This is a genomic window from Enterobacter sp. (assembly GCF_977039595.1).
Genome location: NZ_CDRQYH010000016.1, coordinates 1 through 17,818, shown reverse-complemented (window position 1 = coordinate 17,818; position 17,818 = coordinate 1). Strand labels below are relative to the sequence as shown.

At 54.5% G+C, this 17,818-nt stretch carries 20 protein-coding genes; 5 read left to right on the top strand and 15 right to left on the bottom strand.

The features are described from left to right. Positions 1–104: 104 nt before the first annotated feature. From ACWYRJ_RS07330 to gspC, 12 genes are read right to left on the bottom strand one after another with little or no spacing between them, the layout of a single operon-like run. Complete coding sequence (locus ACWYRJ_RS07330; RefSeq protein WP_111963899.1) at positions 105–902, bottom strand: prepilin peptidase; 798 nt, start codon at positions 900–902, stop codon at positions 105–107. Continuing rightward, positions 899–1,384 (bottom strand): type II secretion system protein GspM, encoded by a 486-nt coding sequence (gene gspM / locus ACWYRJ_RS07325; protein ID WP_455507647.1) that lies wholly within the window; start codon positions 1,382–1,384, stop codon positions 899–901. Before gspM ends, ACWYRJ_RS07330 begins: the two co-directional genes overlap by 4 nt. Then, a complete protein-coding gene (gspL, locus tag ACWYRJ_RS07320) occupies positions 1,381–2,526 on the bottom strand; it encodes a type II secretion system protein GspL (RefSeq protein ID WP_455507664.1) in 1,146 nt (381 codons plus the stop codon). The genes gspM and gspL overlap by 4 nt, the downstream gene beginning before the upstream one ends. A 15-nt stretch (positions 2,527–2,541) precedes the next feature. Then, positions 2,542–3,561, bottom strand: coding sequence for a type II secretion system minor pseudopilin GspK (gene gspK, locus ACWYRJ_RS07315; RefSeq protein WP_455507646.1), 1,020 nt, complete (start codon positions 3,559–3,561; stop codon positions 2,542–2,544). Further along, positions 3,558–4,238 carry a type II secretion system minor pseudopilin GspJ gene (gene gspJ / locus ACWYRJ_RS07310; protein WP_455507645.1) on the bottom strand — a complete coding sequence of 227 codons (681 nt, stop codon included), beginning with the start codon at positions 4,236–4,238 and terminating at the stop codon, positions 3,558–3,560. The genes gspK and gspJ overlap by 4 nt, the downstream gene beginning before the upstream one ends. Continuing rightward, the gene (gene gspI, locus ACWYRJ_RS07305; protein ID WP_127730215.1) at positions 4,231–4,614 is read right to left on the bottom strand and encodes a type II secretion system minor pseudopilin GspI; all 384 of its coding nucleotides are present in this window, start codon (positions 4,612–4,614) and stop codon (positions 4,231–4,233) included. Before gspI ends, gspJ begins: the two co-directional genes overlap by 8 nt. Continuing rightward, positions 4,607–5,092, bottom strand: coding sequence for a type II secretion system minor pseudopilin GspH (gene gspH, locus ACWYRJ_RS07300; RefSeq protein WP_149366246.1), 486 nt, complete (start codon positions 5,090–5,092; stop codon positions 4,607–4,609). The genes gspI and gspH overlap by 8 nt, the downstream gene beginning before the upstream one ends. Further along, positions 5,092–5,541: a type II secretion system major pseudopilin GspG gene (gspG, locus tag ACWYRJ_RS07295; RefSeq protein ID WP_111963893.1), complete on the bottom strand. Its 450-nt coding sequence runs from the start codon at positions 5,539–5,541 to the stop codon at positions 5,092–5,094. Before gspG ends, gspH begins: the two co-directional genes overlap by 1 nt. Before the next feature lie 2 nt (positions 5,542–5,543). Then, positions 5,544–6,752 carry a type II secretion system inner membrane protein GspF gene (gene gspF, locus ACWYRJ_RS07290; protein WP_149366245.1) on the bottom strand — a complete coding sequence of 403 codons (1,209 nt, stop codon included), beginning with the start codon at positions 6,750–6,752 and terminating at the stop codon, positions 5,544–5,546. Further along, positions 6,752–8,230, bottom strand: coding sequence for a type II secretion system ATPase GspE (gspE, locus tag ACWYRJ_RS07285; RefSeq protein WP_455507644.1), 1,479 nt, complete (start codon positions 8,228–8,230; stop codon positions 6,752–6,754). Before gspE ends, gspF begins: the two co-directional genes overlap by 1 nt. Positions 8,231–8,242: 12 nt before the next feature. Further along, positions 8,243–10,168, bottom strand: a complete 1,926-nt coding sequence (gene gspD, locus ACWYRJ_RS07280) for a type II secretion system secretin GspD (RefSeq protein WP_149366244.1) — start codon at positions 10,166–10,168, stop codon at positions 8,243–8,245. 13 nt (positions 10,169–10,181) lie between these two features. Then, entirely contained in the window at positions 10,182–10,913 is a 732-nt protein-coding gene (gene gspC / locus ACWYRJ_RS07275) for a type II secretion system protein GspC (protein ID WP_223582409.1), read from the bottom strand. A 300-nt stretch (positions 10,914–11,213) separates the two neighbouring features. Between gspC and ACWYRJ_RS07270 the strand changes: the two genes are divergently transcribed. Next, positions 11,214–12,788 (top strand): peptidoglycan-binding protein, encoded by a 1,575-nt coding sequence (locus ACWYRJ_RS07270; RefSeq protein WP_455507643.1) that lies wholly within the window; start codon positions 11,214–11,216, stop codon positions 12,786–12,788. Beyond that, positions 12,788–13,402, top strand: coding sequence for a hypothetical protein (locus tag ACWYRJ_RS07265; RefSeq protein WP_455507642.1), 615 nt, complete (start codon positions 12,788–12,790; stop codon positions 13,400–13,402). The genes ACWYRJ_RS07270 and ACWYRJ_RS07265 overlap by 1 nt, the downstream gene beginning before the upstream one ends. 19 nt (positions 13,403–13,421) lie before the next feature. On the opposite strand, the gene ACWYRJ_RS07260 is transcribed toward ACWYRJ_RS07265, so the two are convergent. The 3 genes from ACWYRJ_RS07260 to ACWYRJ_RS07250 all read right to left on the bottom strand — a co-directional run bounded on the left by ACWYRJ_RS07260 (position 13,422) and on the right by ACWYRJ_RS07250 (position 15,454). After that, positions 13,422–14,045 carry a helix-turn-helix domain-containing protein gene (locus ACWYRJ_RS07260; RefSeq protein ID WP_111963886.1) on the bottom strand — a complete coding sequence of 208 codons (624 nt, stop codon included), beginning with the start codon at positions 14,043–14,045 and terminating at the stop codon, positions 13,422–13,424. Positions 14,046–14,303: 258 nt separating this feature from the next. After that, entirely contained in the window at positions 14,304–15,134 is an 831-nt protein-coding gene (locus tag ACWYRJ_RS07255; protein WP_149366241.1) for an N-acetylmuramoyl-L-alanine amidase, read from the bottom strand. Then, positions 15,131–15,454, bottom strand: a complete 324-nt coding sequence (locus ACWYRJ_RS07250) for a heavy metal-binding domain-containing protein (RefSeq protein WP_008500028.1) — start codon at positions 15,452–15,454, stop codon at positions 15,131–15,133. The genes ACWYRJ_RS07255 and ACWYRJ_RS07250 overlap by 4 nt, the downstream gene beginning before the upstream one ends. A gap of 97 nt (positions 15,455–15,551) precedes the next feature. On the opposite strand from ACWYRJ_RS07250, the gene ACWYRJ_RS07245 reads away from it, so the two are divergent. The 3 genes from ACWYRJ_RS07245 to artI all read left to right on the top strand — a co-directional run bounded on the left by ACWYRJ_RS07245 (position 15,552) and on the right by artI (position 17,776). Next, entirely contained in the window at positions 15,552–16,070 is a 519-nt protein-coding gene (locus tag ACWYRJ_RS07245) for a lipoprotein (RefSeq protein WP_455507641.1), read from the top strand. A gap of 226 nt (positions 16,071–16,296) precedes the next feature. Further along, a complete protein-coding gene (gene artP / locus ACWYRJ_RS07240; RefSeq protein ID WP_023310942.1) occupies positions 16,297–17,025 on the top strand; it encodes an arginine ABC transporter ATP-binding protein ArtP in 729 nt (242 codons plus the stop codon). Positions 17,026–17,044: 19 nt separating this feature from the next. Then, on the top strand, positions 17,045–17,776 hold the full coding sequence (gene artI / locus ACWYRJ_RS07235; protein WP_455507640.1) for an arginine ABC transporter substrate-binding protein ArtI: 732 nt from the start codon (positions 17,045–17,047) through the stop codon (positions 17,774–17,776). The last annotated feature ends 42 nt before the right edge of the window (positions 17,777–17,818 follow it).

The window sequence follows — 17,818 nt, the reverse complement described above, 5'->3', positions numbered from 1 at the left end:
ATTCAACAAATCTGTTATTGCGGAGAAGAGAATACAATGGGGAATTTATTTTCTCCTTTCCTTCCCTCAATGAAAAAACCTCAAAAAAAACTTGACTGCATTATTTAAAAGATGAGATAGGGGATTTGAGAAATAAATACAGCCAGCCCGGAAAAGGCAATGTATGGGCCAAAGGAAATAAGGTTATTTTTATTCTCAAAGGGTTTTAACAGGCAATGCATAATAATACCCCCCAGCGCCGCGATCAGCAAAATAGAGGGTAACGCCTGCCATCCGCACCACGCGCCTAGCGCTGCCAGCAGCTTAAAATCACCATAGCCTAACCCTTCCCGACCGGTCAGCAGACGGAATGCCCAGTAAACCAGCCAGAGCGACAGATACCCCGCCACCGCGCCAAAGATAGCATCGGTCAGCGGTAGCGTCCGGAACAGGGCATGGAACATCAGCCCCGTCCACAGCAGCGGCTGGGTCAGGCAGTCCGGCAGCAGCATATGGTGCGCATCGATCACCGACAGCGGCAGCAGAAAACTCCACATCACCCACAGCGCGATTAGCGCCGAAAACGACGGTGCCAGCGCCGCGCTGGCGGCAAAGAAGACGGCGCTACAGACTTCCACCAGCAGCAACCGCAGCGGAATCTCGCTATGGCAGTGACGGCAGCGACCGCGCAGCGCACACCAGCTAATGATGGGAATATTTTCCCACGCGCTCAGGGTATGGTGGCATTCCGGGCAGTGAGAGGCGGGAAACAGCAGATTGCCTGCCCCCTCTTCTTCCATTACCAGCGGCGGAATACGCTCCCCGACTACGCCCAGGAAACTGCCGAGGATTGCCCCCAGCGCTCCGCTCATCACGCACAGTCCCGGCAGATTCGCTTGCTGCAAAAGCATTAGCGGGTTCATGCGCTTTTCGCCCAGCTCAGCGTAATATGCGCTTTCACCTCACTCTGACGATCCACCGGCGTTAACGCGAGTTTTTCCAGATGTATACCGGAAGAGACGTTCATCTCACGCAGCCAGTTTTGCAGGGCAGAAATGTTGACGCGTTCGACAACAAAGGTTAGCGACTGCTCTTCCTGACGCACGTCTGTCAACGCGACGTGCACGACTTTGGCACTTTCTTCCACCACGCTGCGCGGATTCGGGGTATTGACTATTCTGGACTGGAGATGGTTTTTATCAATTTCCTGGCGCATCCAGTTCAGCGTCTGCTTCTGCTTAAATAACACGGCCTCGTTATTTTTGATCAGAGTATCAAGCGGAATCATCGCGCCGTAATAAACCATCGCACAGCAGAGTGCCCCACCGCAGAGTTTAAATAAATTACGCTCGCGTGGACTATAATTTTGCCAGCGGTTTTTTAACTGGGCTATTTGCGTTTTCATTTATAGCTCCCGGTAATAATGGCGGTATAAGGCGCCTCGCCGGAAATCGGCTGCATCGCAAATTCAAAGGTTTCGGCGCTGCGGGCGACAAAATCCTGCAGTGTCTGTTTATCCATGGATTTCACATTCAACGTCAGCTGATTTTGCGTTTCGTCATATTCCACGTTGTTGATCTCCAGAGACGGCAGTGACTGCTTGATTTGATTCAGCGCTTCGAGCTGCAGGAAGATCCCTTTCTTAGCCTTGCTGATATACTGCCCGACGTAGTATTTCAGGTTGCTGGTCTGGCGCAGGGTCGGGAAATAGTGCTGCGCTACGGTGGTCATCTCACGGTGGATCTCGTTTTGCTGGTGAGTGAGCATCAACGCCATACCTACGCGGGGGCCGATCAGCAGGCCGACGCAAACCAGCGCCGCCGCAGCGAGGGCCGTTTTCGCGTGGCGAAAACGCGGGCCGCTGGCGCTGCGCCCGGAAAACTCTCCGTGCAGCATGTTGATACGACAGCCCTGCCACTGGGTCTGGATCAGCACCAGCGGATGCTGCCACGCCAGCAGCTCATCCACCTGTACCTCCTGCGGCGCATCGCCATAGCAGCACACCTCACCCGCCGGGCATTTACTCAACAGCAGCGGCAGCAGGACCTCATCGGCTTCGCCAGCGCTGCTGGGGGAAAAACGCAGCCAGTAGCTCTCTTCCAGGCTCACCAGCGTAGTGCCCCCTTCGCTCACCGGCAGCAGCCAGGCATCCGGCAGCGCCTGGACCACCGTGAGCCCCGCCTGAGCGAACAGCTCAAGCCAGTGGCGCAGACGTTCAGCGTCGATGGCCACGGCATCCACTTCTGGCCCCTTTTTGTTCAGCACCGTCCAGTGCAGCGTCTCCACCTCGCCGAGCAATGTCTCTTCCGCCATCCACGAGAACTGCGCCGTCTGGGCTGAAAGTCCCTTTTTCGGCAGGGTAAAATGACGAAAGATCGTCTCGCTCGCCGGCAGCAAAAGGCACACCTGCTGAGAAAGCGGATGGCAGGAAAGTTCGCTCAGTGCGCTCCAGCCCGTCAGATATTCCACCCGATCGTTACCGGATTCACACCACCAAATTTTGCCGTCCTCACGGGTATCGGGACGAATAAAAAGCACCTTTTTCATCATCTTCTACTTATCTTATTCAACCATTCGGTAGCGGCGTTGCCAGGTAACGACCTTGCCCGCCTCACTGTCAACGTGAAGCTGGCTGACGACGCGCAGCGTTAAATCATCGGTATTGCCGGTGGTATCCACCCGAAAATAGCGACTGTTGACCGCAACCCTGTCCTGAATCTGCGCCAGGATATCTTTGGTCTGCGGATAGTTGCTCTCCAGCACTTTGCTGAATGCCTCCAGCGACTCCCAGCCCTCTTCCGGGCGTGAATCGATCAGGCGGGCAGCATCGTCCGTGTTTAACACGCCGGTAAAAACCGCCGCCAGCAGCGGCGACTGTTCTCGTGTTAAGGTATTCACATTTATGGTGCCATCCGTATCCGGCAAGGCGCACAGCAGTTTGCTGACCTTCGGCCATGCGGCCTGCGGAAAGGCGGGCAGCAGTCTGATTTCATTGATGGTGCGCATCATTTGATTCGCCGGACCACGGGCGGGCGTCACGCTCGCCCAGGCATCGGCCTCCTGGCCCTGTTTCGCCGTCACGTCGTCGGCGTCAAGATAATCCACCAGTTGCTGGTAAATCTCTTCTGCCGCCAGCGTACCGACTCCGCCTTCTGCCAGCAGCTGTTCGACAATCTGCTCTTTGACCGGTTTTTCCGGCAGCGCAGTGGCGTCGGCCGGGGCCGCTGGCGCCGCATCAACGGCCAGCAGACTATTGACGTTAAAGCAGGTCCGGGCATCCTCCACCTGACTCACCACGGTGTAATTATCCCCATGGGTTTCCATCGGCTGTGCCCAGTCACCTCGCGGCGAAAGCCCCGCCCCTTCTGAACTGGCCGCTTTCTGCCATACGTTTTCCAGTACCTTCTGTTGACGGGCAATGGCCCAGCGCAGCGTCTGCTGGCTGACCTGATAATGCGTTTTTTGCAGGTGGCGGCAGAACTGCTGACTGATTTTCGCCGCCAGGGCGGACATCATCACCAGCAGGATCAGCACCACCAGTAGCGCCACGCCACGCTCTTTCCGCGCAGGTTTACCGCTCATGAACTCACTCCTGGTTGTGCTGCCGTATCGGGCTGCGGGTTGGTTACGGGCTGCGCCGCATTCTCCGCTGCCGGCTGCGCCGGGTCCGCATTCGTCTCTTTTGGCGCGGTCTGGATCTCGGGCATATCGCCGGGAGTGATAAAAACCCAGCGCCAGGTTTCGCCGTTTTCCATAGTCAGATTCAGCTCAGCGCCATCAGGCTGATGGGCGATGTCGGTCCATTTCTCCTGCCAGCCTTCGTGCCAGAAACGCCATTTCATCGCTTTCACATCGTTCAGAATCGGAACTTCTTCCGGCTGCGCGCTGGCGGGACCATCGATAGCAGCCCAGACGTTGCGCCACAGGCGCTTGTCCTTTAACGTCCAGCTCACCCGCTCTAGCTGCACCTGACCGCTGATGCCGTTAAGGGTTGTCATTTCCAGACCATTCTGCTGCTGAACGAACACCTCGCCGCTGTTGCGCGGCGCGCGCGCCTGCTGCTGATAAAAGTCACGCGAGAGCAGATTGTACGTGCGCTGAAGCGCCGTCACTTTTGTCGCCGCCTCGTCGCTGGCCGTCGAGGTGCGCATCGCACCGTCAAGAATTTGCCAGGCGAGAATGCTGATCACCGCGAAGATGGCCAGCGCAATCATAATTTCCAGCAGGGTAAAGCCCTGCTGAGGCTGCGCCTTACTCACGATCCACCTCCGGTTCGTCTAGCTGAAGTGCCACCACCGGTTGCGCATCGCTTCCTTCGCTGTAAACCCTTACCTCATCGGCAAAGGTATTTTCGGCGGTTTTCACCCGCTGGATATGCCAGGTCCAGGTTTGTCCGCCCATGGTTTCGGTACCCACCTGCTCGGCATCCGGAAAATCGGTCTGAGCAAGCTGAGCTTGTGCCAGTAGATTTTCCGCCACCCAGCCGGCCTGCAGTGTTTCCGACAGGCTGTGGGTAAAGCGCACGTTCAGTGTGACGGAGTTCATCAGCGCCAGCGCCGCGGTGGAGAAAATCACCAGCGCCACCATCACTTCCAGCAGGGTCATCCCCTGCTCTTTGGTTTTGCGTTTAGTCATCGTTTTCCACCACCACGGGAACAGAGCCCTGTGACGTCACGTGAAAGCGCTGCTTTTTATCGAGGCTTTCGAAGCTGAGCGTGAAGCGGCTCAGCTCGCCGTCCGGCAAAAAAATGATTTGCGGTTCATCGTCCAGCGTGGCCGCCAGCGTTCGCGGCGAGAGGGAGACGTGCATCTCCTCAGGAAACTCGCCGCGGGTCGCGATCCGTCCCGCCTTTAGCGGTGCCCAGTGGCTTTCGCCGTTATTTCCAACCTGTGTCACCAGTTCAAATTCTGACGAGGTCATCACCAGCCCGACAATATTTCCGTCCATTACCGCACGGTCAGAACCATATTCAACGAGGGATTTTAGCTGCTGACCAAATGTATCTGCGCCGCTGCGTGATGGAATGGTGGTGACCACCATCATGGCGCTCAGGGCGAATATCACCAGCGCCACGATAATTTCCAGCAGGGTAAATCCACGTTGCTTATTCATTACTTATCTTTTTTATCAAAAGACCAGTTGCTGATATCGTCGGCAGTATTCGCTTCTCCATCCGGACCGGCTGAGAAAATATCGACAGCGCCATGCTCTCCCGGGCTGACCAGAATATAGTCATTGCCCCATGGATCCTGCGGCAGGCGGCGAATATAGCCGTCGTCACGGTAGCCTTTCGGAATGGGCGCAATTTCAGGTTTGGTCACCAGCGCCTGCAACCCCTGCTCGGTGGTCGGATAGCGATGGTTGTCGAGTTTGTACATATCCAGCGAACCTTCCAGCGCCACAATATCGCTGGTCGCTTTCTGAATATCGGCTTTTTCTTTATTGCCCATTAAATTAGGCACCACCATACTGGCCAGCACACCGAGAATAACGATAACTACCATTAATTCGAGCAGCGTGAATCCCGCCTGACGCTTCAGGCTATTCTTTTTCAAAGACATGATTAACCCACCATATTATTAAGTTGAAGAAGCGGTTGTAATATTGAAAGAACGATAAATAAAACAACGGTCGCCATAGTTACTACCAGTGCCGGCTCAAATACCGACAGCGTTAAAGTAATTCGATGCTGTAATGCAGATTCCTGGTTTTCCGCCGCGCGATCCATCAACGAGCCCAGCTCGCCGCTCTCCTCCCCGGAGGCCACCATGTAAAGCATGGTGGGTGGGAAGATTTTCGCCTGTTCCAGCGCGTTGTAGAGAGATGCCCCCTGGCGCACGGTGTCCGCCGCCTGCTCAAGCACCTGCCGGGCATAAAGGTTTTCAATTCCGTCCATCGCGATATACATCCCTTCCAGCAACGGAACGCTGCTGGCCTGCAAAATACTCAGCGTGCGGATGTAGCGCGCGCTGTTGATGGCGCAGACCAGTTTTTTCAGCGGTGAATTTAGCAACAGCCACCGATGATAAACAAATCGGTTCTTTTCTTTTTTTATCCAAAATTTAAAGCTCGCCGACGCCCCGAACAGGCCGCCGGCGATAACGATGCCCCATGCCTGTAAAAAGTCGCTCACCGCAATCAGCGTGCGGGTGGTCATCGGCAGCTCTTGTTTCATATGGGTGAACTGGTCGATGACCTGCGGCACCACGGCGACCAGCAGAATGGAGATCACCGCGATCGCCACTACCGTCAGGGTGATGGGGTACACCATCGCCTGGGTGAGCTTGCTTTTCATCTTCTGGCGCTGCTCGTTGTATTCGGCGAGCTTTTCCAGCACGCCCCCGAGATGACCGGTCTTTTCACCGGCCATCACCAGGGTGCAATAGAGCTTATCGAAGCTGCGCGGAAACTGGCTGAAGGCGTCGAACAGCGTGTGGCCTTCCACGATCTTGTCGCGGATCTCGGTCACCATCGCCGCCAGGGTTTTATCTTCCGTCTGCTTCGCAATCGCCTTTAGCGCACTCTCCAGCGGCAGCGCGGCATTGACCAGCGTCGCAAGCTGTCGGGTAAACATCGACAGCACCGGAATCGACAGTTTTGCCCCTTTACGGGCGTTTTTCCCCGCCGCCGGATCGCTGGTTGGGGAGATATTCACCGGTATCAGCTTTTGTTCGCGCAGCATCTGGCGCACCTGCTTTGGCCCTTCGGCCTGCAGGTTGCCGCGCTGGGTTTTTCCGGCGGCGTCCGTCGCGGACCACGCATACCAGGCCATTACGCATCCCCTCCGCGCTCGGCGGTGACGCGCATCACCTCTTCCAGCGAGGTCACGCCGGAGATCACCTTCAGCAGACCGTTTTCACGCAGGCTGTAGGCCTCTTTGAAAAGCTGCGTTTCGATGGACATCTCATCTTTATCTTCATGGATCGCACGGCGCATGGCGCTGTCGACCACCAGAAATTCATGGATGCCTGCGCGTCCCTGGTAGCCGCTCTGGCGACACTGTTCGCAGCCCACGGCGCGATAAATCGCTTTGGGCGGCGTTTCCATAAAGGTGAACAGCGCTTTCTCATTGTCATCCAGCGGACTGGTCGTGCGGCAGTGCGTACACAGCCGACGCACCAGACGCTGGGCAATGACGCCAAGCAGCGACGAACCAATTAAAAATGACTCCAGCCCCATATCACGCAGACGGGTAATGGCGCCCGCCGCACTGTTGGTGTGCAGGGTAGACATTACCAGGTGACCGGTGAGCGACGCCTGCACCGCGATTTGCGCGGTTTCACCGTCACGAATTTCCCCGATCATTACCACGTCCGGATCCTGGCGCAGAATGGCGCGCAGCCCGCGTGCAAAGGTCATATCCACGCGCGGGTTGACCTGGGTCTGTCCTACCCCTTCCAGTTCATACTCGATCGGATCTTCCACGGTCAGAATGTTGCGTTCATGACCGTTAAGCGCCGACAGCAGCGCGTACAGGGTGGTACTTTTCCCCGAACCGGTCGGGCCGGTCACCAGGATGATGCCGTGCGGACGTTCAATCAGTCCCTTTAACTTCACCAGCTCTTCGTCAATCAGACCGAGCTTGTTGATGTCCGGCTTAAGGTTGCTTTTATCCAGCAGACGCATCACCACGCGTTCTCCGTACTGAGAAGGAATAGTGGAGACACGCACGTCAATAGCCTTACGACCAATGCGCAGCGAAATACGACCGTCCTGGGGGAGACGTTTTTCGGCGATGTCCAGTTTGGACATCACTTTGATACGCGACACCAGCAGCGGCGCGAGCTTGCGCGCCGGCTGCAGCACCGGACGCAGCACGCCGTCAACGCGAAAACGAATGCTCAGGGTGCGCTCGAAGGTCTCGATATGAATATCGGAGGCCCCCTCTTTCACCGCTTCGCCCATAATGGCGTTGATCAGGCGGATCACCGGTGAGTTCTCGTCGTTATCGAGCAGATCTTCGTTGTCAGGGATCTCCTCGGTTAACGCCATCAGGTCAATATCGGCGTCCATGTCGTCCACCAGCTGCTGCGAGACGCCGCTGTTCTGCTGCCAGATTTTGGTCAGCAGTTCGTCAAACGCTTCCGCCGTCAAGATCGTCGGGGCATAGGAGCGCCCCAGCACGCGGCGCATCTCCAGCAGGGCATACGCCTGCGCATCCTCGCGGATATAAACCTCATTGTTATAGAACAGGACCCCGTTCTCTTTCGCCCAGGTGCTGGTACAGAGCGCATTACTCATCTCGGTCATGTCGCGTCCGCCTTACTCTTTAAACGGGTTGCGGGACGACACCGGCGCACTGGCGCTCACCGGCGCGGCGCGGCTCTGGGACGGATAGGCCGGCAGCATCGGGGAATCAGAATTCTCTACAATGCCCAGCTTGTGCTCTTCCATACGCTGCTGCTGACGCGCCTGGATCTGATCGTATTTCTCTTTCGACGCCGCGCTGTAGTTGTCGTCGTCGCGCAGTACGGTGGTGTGGATAAACACCATAAGATTACGTTTGGCGCTGTCCTGCGAGGTATAGCGGAACAACTGCCCCACGACCGGAATATCGCCCAACAACGGTACTTTCGAGACCGACTGTTTAGTGACGTTTTCCATCAAACCTCCCAGTACCACCGTCTGTCCGCTGTGGACCATCACTTCGTTATTGATGGTGCGGGTGTTGAACGTTGGGCCCAGGCTGGCATCGGCCGTCGAGGTGTTATCCACGCTGGAAACTTCCTGCTCAATCTTCAGATGGATCATGTCGCCATCGTTGATCTGCGGTACGATTTTCAGCTTAGTACCGACGGTTTTACGTTCCACCGAGTTAAACACGTTATCGCCGCTGGTGGTCTGCGAACCGGAGAGTACCGGTACATCCTGACCGACGTTGAACGACGCCTCTTTGTTATCCAGCGTCACCACGCTCGGTGTCGACAAAATATCGTTTTTGCCGTTAGTGGACAGCGCCGTCATCAGCGCACCAAAATCGCCGTTAAAGAAACCAGTCGCCAGGCCCGTATAGCTGCCAATGACTTTTGACTTCTTGATCTGGCTGATCGGCAGGCCGGTCGAACCAAACTGAACCCCACCGTGTTTACCGGTCCACTGCACGCCCAAATCCAGGCCGTTACCGTCCTGAACTTCGGCGATGATCGCCTCCACCAGCACCTGTGGACGGCGGATATCCAGCTTGTCGATCACTTTCTCCAGCGAATTCATGACGTTTGGCTGGGCGGTGATCACCAGCGAATTGGTAGACTCGTCGGCAGTAATATTCAGGTCGCCTGCCATCGGCGCGGCTTTGCTCTTACCGCCGCCCGCTTTATCTTTCAATTGCTCTCCGATCCCCGTCAGCACCGGCACCACTTTGCTGGCATTGGCGTATTTCAGGTAGAAGACGCGGGTGTTGCCTTCGTTGTTCTGCTCGCGATCGAGCTGGGAGATCAGCATCCGGGTGCGCTGACGCGCGTCCGGGCTGCCGCTAATCACCAGGCTGTTGGTTTCATCGTCGGCGACCACTTTGGTCGCCAGCTGCGGGGCGTTTTGCCCTTTCTGCTCTTCGTTGTTGAGATTGTTCAACATGTCAGAAAGATCTTTGGCCGAGGCAAAACGCAGTGGCACGATTTCACGGCGCTGGACGCCGCTTTGATCCACTCGCTGCACCAGATCGACCAGGCGGTTAACCACCGAGGCTTTGCCGGTTAACAACAGCACGTTTGACGGTTCAAAATGAACCACGTTGCCGATGCCGGAGGCGTCGTTCAACTGACGCAACAGGGGGGCCAGCTCACGTACCGGGACGTTCTCCATCCGCACCACGCGGGTGATGATTTCGTCGCCTTTGCCGGGGTTTTTGCTGTCGGCAATCGGTGCGCCCGACATGCGGGCCACCGAAGAGCGCACGACTTTCACCATCCCGTTATCCATCGGGATCACCGACAGACCATAGAGATCCAGAACGCTCAGGAAGAACTGATAATATTCCTCTTCCGTCAACACGTTGTAGGTACGGACCGACACCGTTCCCTGAACGGAAGGATCGACCAGAATGGTTTTATTGAGGTTACGCCCTACGGTATCGATAAATTCGCGGACATCGGTATTTTTAAAACTGGCGCTAAAGTTCGCCGCGAACAGCGAACCGGAATATAATGACAATGCGGTCAGCGCTACGCACGCCCATGGAAATTTCTTCATGTCTGTACACTTATTAATTGTTTAGAACATTGACCCGAATATTTTCAAGGTGAGCGTGACGCCGAATAATGACATCCGCCTCTTTCATTTTTGACCAGCGGGCAACGATCTCTTTTGCCTGCGCCTCTTTAGTCATATCCACATCGTCAACTTTTACCACTACATCACCTTTTTCCAGGCCAGCATGGCTGTAGAAAGGAGACGCATTGCGTGGATTAATGTTGTAGCCTTCCAGCTGGCCTTTCTCGATTAATGGTTTTAACACCAGGTAATCATCCAGATGCAGATTATCCAATCCTGCATCTTTCTTCGATTTGGTTACCGGGCTGCTGTCAACGCCGCCTTTAAAATAGTCTGGTTTTTTAAGTGAAATAACCTGCGGTGCGCCTTCATAATTCACCACCACATTATCGGGATGAATTTCGGCAATATAGGCATTGTCAAAACCGGCGAGCATTTCGCCCTCGCGATAGCTCTTTTGTCCGGAGGGGGTTTTTATCACCGCAAAGGACAGCCAGGCTTCGTCGCTGCTGAGAATACCTTCGATTTCCGCACTGAGCGGCTTTTTCAACGCCGCTGGCTGTTTCGCTGGCATCACCGCCGGCGTAAAAAGTACAAACTGAGTTTCATCATGACTTTTTTTTTGCATCTTCTGCTTTGGATCAGACAATCTGTTCGTAACTTTCTTATAATCTTTATAAACCATATACCCTTGCTGGCCGCAGAAAATGAGCAGCACAAACATGACGCAGGGCATAATCAATTGATTAACAAATGACATCCGCATTTTTTAACGAGCCTTTCTGCCAGTCAGTAATTCACAGCACAGGGCTGTATGAGTAAGTGGCGTAAATACTAATGAGTTCCCTACCCCCCGCCCATTTATACTTCCGCCAACAATAATTTAGAAAAAGATTGAACGTTAAATAAACCTATGCTAAAAGCGCAGGCCGAATATTTTTATCCTGCATTCAAATTGCCCCTTCCGCCCGTATCCTTTACTTTTCCGTCTCCTTGTTATGAATGAAAGAGACGGTAATACGCTATGTATATGCGCCATTTTAATTTCACTACCCAGCCTTTCCGGACTATCAGCCGGATGCCAGGTGATTTTTTTGTTCCGTATCATCAGGATGTGTTCGGTTTGCTGAAAGAGAAGTGCCAGACAACAGGCGTTACTGCGCTCTTTAGCGACGACAGCTATCTCACCTCGCAGTTTTGCGATGCGCTTAAAAAGCATGACGGCACGCTGATTGCCATTAACGCCTTCCCGAAACTCAGCGCCAGCGGCCTGCTCTATAAACTCAACGCCACCACTAAAGAGAGCAAAACCCGGATCCAGGCTATTGATGCTGTGCTGCGTCAGTGGCAGGACGAGATGTTGTCCAGCAAAACCTCACGTAAAGTGCTGGTCATCTCGCATATTCAGTCGATGAAAGCGAATTGCCATGAAGCACTGTCCATGCTGTTAACCCGCGCGCAGGAGCTGGATGTGCCTCTGTCGGTTGTGCTGATGGGATCGGCCGACCAGGAAGCCGCCCTCCAGCAGTCCGGGTTGCGTGAATCTCTTCATACGCGTCACACGCTCCGGCCTCTCACCTGCCGCGAATCCCTGAGCTATGTTCAGGCCCAGTGTGAAGCGCATGGCAGCGACGCGACGCCGTTCACCCGGGCCCGCGTGCGCAAGATGCATGTTCTGACCAAAGGACAGGCAGGCAAACTCAACGAGCTGGCGCACCTTGCGATGCTCGCCGCCTGGACCGAACGTTCAGCGCAGGTATCGCCGCGCCATCTGCGCCTCGCCGCAGGAGAAGTTCTGCCGGCAAAACAGAAGGGCAAACGCCTTGCCGTTATGGGCCTTTTTGCCTCTGTACTGTTTGCCGCCTGCGGCTGGACATTGATGCCCGCCATTACCGCCAGACTGCCTGTACAGCTGCCCGTGATGGCCAGCTGGAAACCGCAGACCCCAAAAACCGACGCCCCAGTGGTGCCGGTTATTGAGAATGAAGTGGTGAATAAGCCCGATGCGATGCATCAGCTCTATACCATGTGGGGTTATGACGCCACGATGGAAGAGGCGCTCTGCCAGAACGCCGGGCGGGTCAACCTGATGTGTAAGGAGGGCAGCGCTCCGCTCGAGGAGCTGGCAAAAGAGGGTTACCCGTGGATCGGCGAGATCAGAACAGGCGATCACCTGAACTATGCCGTGGTGGCCAGAGTAGATGATAACTCGCTGGATCTGCTGATGAATAATCGCACCTGGCAGGTGAGCCGCAAATGGTTTAACCAGCATGCAACGGGCAATTACACCCTATTGCACCGCCTTACGCCGCAGGGGAAAGATGCCGTGAGCGCTGAAAGTAGCGTCAAAGATTTGGGCTGGATGGATCAGCAGCTTAGCCTGGCGCTGAATCTGCCCGAAACCCACGCAAAAGTGTGGACGGCGGAACTGATGCAACGTACCCGCGAGTTTCAGCAGAAAATGCATCTGCATGTGGACGGGATTGCGGGTGAAGAGACATTGATGCAGTTAATGCGTGAAACCAGGACTACGCCAAGCGTGCTTATTCAGTCCGCAAATATATCTGCGACCCCCACCGCGCAGGAGAAGCATTTATAATGTCGACGATTACTCTGGCTGCCCAGCGCAGCTATACCCTGAACGCACCGGTCTGGTTTTCTTACCGGCGCCCCTCGCTGAAAAAAATGGTCTGTGCCACCCTGATCTGGGTGGTGGGAATAGTGATGACGATCGCTGCGGGACTCTATACTCATCTTTACTGGGATCTGCGCCATCCGGTACCAGAGCCAATAAAAACGAGCGCCGTTAAGCCAGAAACGAAGCTATCGGACATGCATTATGTCTATGTCAGTAAACCGTTCCCGCAGCCTGAAGCAAAGCAAGAACCGATGACAAAAGAGATGCCGCTGCTGCAGGAGATGTCAATTGATAGCGGCGATACCGACTGGCAGCAGGCGCCAGACGGTGAATTATCGCATGATATATCCCGAGATACATTGCCAGGGACCGAAATGAACGTTTCTGCTACTCCCGAACAGGATAATACCAGTCACACACTTGATGATGGGGCAATCAAGGCATTATTGATGAAGGCGTTAAAAGAGCAGGGAAAAGATTATTCGCAAGGGAAAATACCCACGCCCCCCGTGGAAGAAACCACGGCAGGAACGCAGGCAAATAATTCACTGACACATAGTCCCTCTTCCAGTTAAAAGGGGGGGTAAAAAGCGATTAATATTTCTCCGGCAGTGTCGACAAATACATCAGACGACCTTTATCAACCTGAATATAATTACCTTTTTTCAGGTCAGCGAGGATTTTAATAATGGTGCTGCGGGCAAGGCTGGTATATTCCTGAATATAGTCGTAAATATTAATATCGTGCTGATGGTGCACCATCAGTTCGTTAATTTCCAGCAAGAACTCGCGAACAATCGAGTACGCGCTGCGGGCGACGAGCACTTCGTCACGTTTGCTGAGCATGCAAATATACCAGGAGAGGACTTTGCTCAAGGCTTCCCACAGGTTTTTTTCGCTCATCAGACGGAAAAAATCATCTTTTTTAATAGTGCGCACCACGGTATTGGCACGAACCAGGCCGTACATATGCGCTGAATTGTAATAAATAGAGGAGAGACCGAAAATACATTTATTATGTAAGGTGAATACACACAGTTCATCCGACTTGCGGCGGAATTCAACTTCACCGCTAATGATAAAATGAATATCTTCGTTATTCTCGGTACTGATACGCTGCCATTTGCGTAAGGTTCTTTCTTCAAAACCTTCAGTTGCCGCGATAATGGCGTCAAGTTCTTCTTGTGGACGGCTATTTTTACTATAGATACTTAACATAGTTATACCCATTAATATTAAATTGGAAAAGATGAACGTGTGCAATCACAGCGCATAAATGCGTAGTCCATTTAATAAATGTAAATAAAGCTAAGACGTCAGCACATCAGTATTTCTGATTTCGCGTGCTGATATATTGTCAAACACGTTAGCGAGTAATTTCGACTGAGGAAACTATAAACATTTACTCCGCGAATGTGATTAGAAAATTAGTCCAAAAGGAGACCGTATAGAAGTGGAGTCGGGTAACCCGAAGGATTACCCCTGCCCGTAGCGCTCTAACAGCGCCTCCGCGATAGCCAGCGTTTCGCGATCGGCCACGCCGTCCCAGCGCGCCGGGCGAAAATGCATCTGAAACGCGACGATCACGCGCTTCTGCTGTGCGTTCGTCATCTTATCGGTCACCTCATAGCCGTAGCGCGCCAGCAGATCGAGCAGCACCTTCGGCTCCACAAGCTCATCTCGCGGCTTGCCGTTCAGGTAAAACGCCACCCTCGCCGGGTCGGGCCATGCGCCAATCCCCTGCAGCGCCAGCTGACGCCAGGGGAACAGCGGGCCGGGATCGTCTTTGCGCTGCGGGGCGATATCAGAATGGGCCACTACATTTTCAGGTTTGATGTTGTAGCGGGTGATAATGTCTTTGGCGAGCGGCACCAGCGCCGCAATCTGCGCTGGCTCAAAAGGGGTAAAGCGCTTAACGCCCGACGTTTTTTGCCAGCCACGGTTCTCCAGCTCAATGCCGACAGACGTATCATTGATGCGGTTGGTGCCGCGCCAGAAGCTAATGCCCGCATGCCAGGCCAGTTCGCTCTCGGGTACCAGCTGCCAGATGCGCGGCTTGCCGTCCGGTGCGGGAGGCCTGGCAGGGATCAAATAGTGAGAGCTGACGTTTTTATCCGTCAGCGTGGCCAGCGAGCTGTCAAAATCATCCGCGGTGTAGTGGATCACCAGCACCTTGATGCGCGGATAAGCCGCCTGAGCCTGATGACGCGTATCCAGCTCGTAGGCGCCTTTGTCGATAACCCCTTTTTCCGTGGCGCATCCTGCCAGCAGCAGCGCCAGCAGCAGCGCGGCAAACGAACGCCTCATCTCAGGGTTTTCACCGCCGTACCGCTTACGCTCACCATCAGCATGCTGCCATCTTTCCCGACCGTTTCGTAATCGATATCAATCCCCACGACCGCATCAGCGCCGAGGGCTTCCGCCTGCTCGCCAAGCTCTTTAAAGGCGATTTCACGCGCTTTACGCAGCTCTTTTTCATATGCGCCCGAGCGGCCGCCAACGATATCGCGGATGCCGGCAAAAAAGTCACGGAAGATATTGGCGCCGAGAATCGCTTCACCGGTGACCACGCCGCAGTACTCGGTGATGGTCTGCCCTTCCAGGGTTGGCGTTGTTGAAAACTGCATGGTTTCTCTCCTTCTTTAGCGTTCAATGCCTTAGGCACAGCATTATCGGTTCGTTACGCTATGATTGAAAGGATAGTTAATAAATAAGGAAATCAACATGCGCTATTCAGCTTTAACACTTTTAGTGCCCTGCGCGCTGGTGCTCAGCGCCTGTACCACCACGGTCACGCCAGCCTTTAAGGATATCGGTACCCGCAGCGGCCCCTGCATTGAGGGCGGTCCGGACACCGTGGCGCAGCAGTTCTATGATTATCGCATTCAGCACCGCAGCAACGATCTCACCGGCCTGCGCCCGTATCTGAGCGATGGTCTGGCAAAACTGCTTAACGATGCCATCCGCGATCCTCAGCATAACGCCCTGCTGAAATCCGATCCGTTCTCCAGCCGCGCCACGCTGCCGGACAGCGCCGAAGTGGCGAGCGCGTCAACCATTCCGAACACGGATGCCCGCAATATTCCACTGCGCGTTAAGCTGACGCAGGGAACCCAAACCTGGCAGGATGAAGTGCTGATGATCCGTGAAGGACAGTGCTGGGCGGTAGACGACGTGCGCTACGTGGGCGGCAGCGTTCATGCCCCGGCAGGCACGCTGCGCCAGTCGATTGAAAATCGCTAAACCCGCCGATATAACCTGGTAACCCCCGTAAAATGTGCGGCATTTCTTGCGGAATGCCGACATTTATACTCGCCGACTTTGCCGTTCGCTATTTTGTGCTATGTTTAAGAGGAAACACGGGTTATATTTAACTTTTAACGCAGAAATATTGCATAACTATTCTGTCAACGGTACTATCTGCGGCCTCAATTGCTATAGATTGCCTGGATGAGTAAAGACTGCCCCGATGAGTATTAAACTAAACGGCATTAACTGCTTCTACGGCGCACACCAGGCGCTGTTTGACATCACGCTGAACTGCCCGGAAGGCGAAACGCTGGTTTTGCTTGGCCCAAGCGGTGCAGGCAAAAGCTCCCTTCTGCGCGTCCTTAATCTGCTTGAAATGCCCCGTTCAGGTACGCTGGCGATTGCCGGTAACCACTTTGATTTCGCGAAGACGCCGTCTGATAAAGCGATTCGCGAGCTGCGTCAAAACGTCGGCATGGTCTTCCAGCAATACAATCTCTGGCCGCACCTGACCGTGCTGCAGAACCTGATTGAAGCCCCGTGCCGCGTGCTGGGGTTAAGCAAGGATCAGGCGATCGCCCGTGCTGAAAAGCTGCTGGATCGTCTGCGCCTTAAGCCCTACAGCGACCGCTACCCGCTGCACCTGTCCGGTGGTCAGCAGCAGCGTGTGGCCATTGCCCGTGCGCTGATGATGGAGCCCGCGGTACTGCTGTTTGATGAACCGACCGCGGCGCTGGATCCGGAAATCACCGCCCAGATCGTGAGCATCATTCGCGAGCTGGCGGAAACCAACATTACGCAGGTTATCGTCACCCACGAAGTGGAAGTGGCGCGCAAAACCGCCAGCCGTGTGGTCTACATGGAAAACGGGTATATCGTTGAGCAAGGTGATGCGAGCTGCTTCGCTAACCCGCAAACCGATGCCTTCAAAAACTATTTATCTCATTGATTGTGTCAGGGGAAATATAATGAAAAAAGTATTACTTGCCGTGCTGCTTGCTGGCGTTACCCTTTCCGCTACCGCAGCTCAGACCATTCGTTTTGCTACGGAAGCCTCCTACCCTCCGTTTGAGTCCATCGATGCGAACAACAAAATTGTTGGCTTCGACGTGGACCTGGCTAACGCCCTGTGTAAAGAGATCGATGCAACCTGTACCTTCAGCAACCAGGCGTTCGACAGCCTGATCCCAAGCCTGAAGTTCCGCCGTATCGACGCCGTAATGGCCGGTATGGACATCACCCCTGAGCGTGAAAAGCAGGTGCTGTTCACCACCCCTTACTACGACAACTCCGCCCTGTTTATTGGTCAGAAAGGCAAATTCACCTCTGTCGATGAGCTGAAAGGCAAAAAAGTGGGCGTGCAGAACGGTACCACCCACCAGAAATTCATCATGGATAAGCATCCGGAAATCACCACCGTTCCGTATGACAGCTACCAGAACGCCAAGCTGGATCTGCAGAATGGCCGTATCGACGGCGTTTTCGGTGATACCGCGGTAGTGACCGAGTGGCTGAAAGCTAACGACAAGCTGGCGCCAGTGGGCGACAAAGTGACCGATAAGGATTATTTTGGTACCGGTCTGGGGATTGCCGTTCGTCAGGGCAACACTGAGCTACAGCAGAAATTCAACGCTGCGCTGGAAAAAGTGAAGAAAGACGGCACCTACGAAACCATCTACAAAAAATGGTTCCAGAAGTAATTCCTGATGAATGAAATTTTTCCTTTAGCAAGCGCCGCCGGG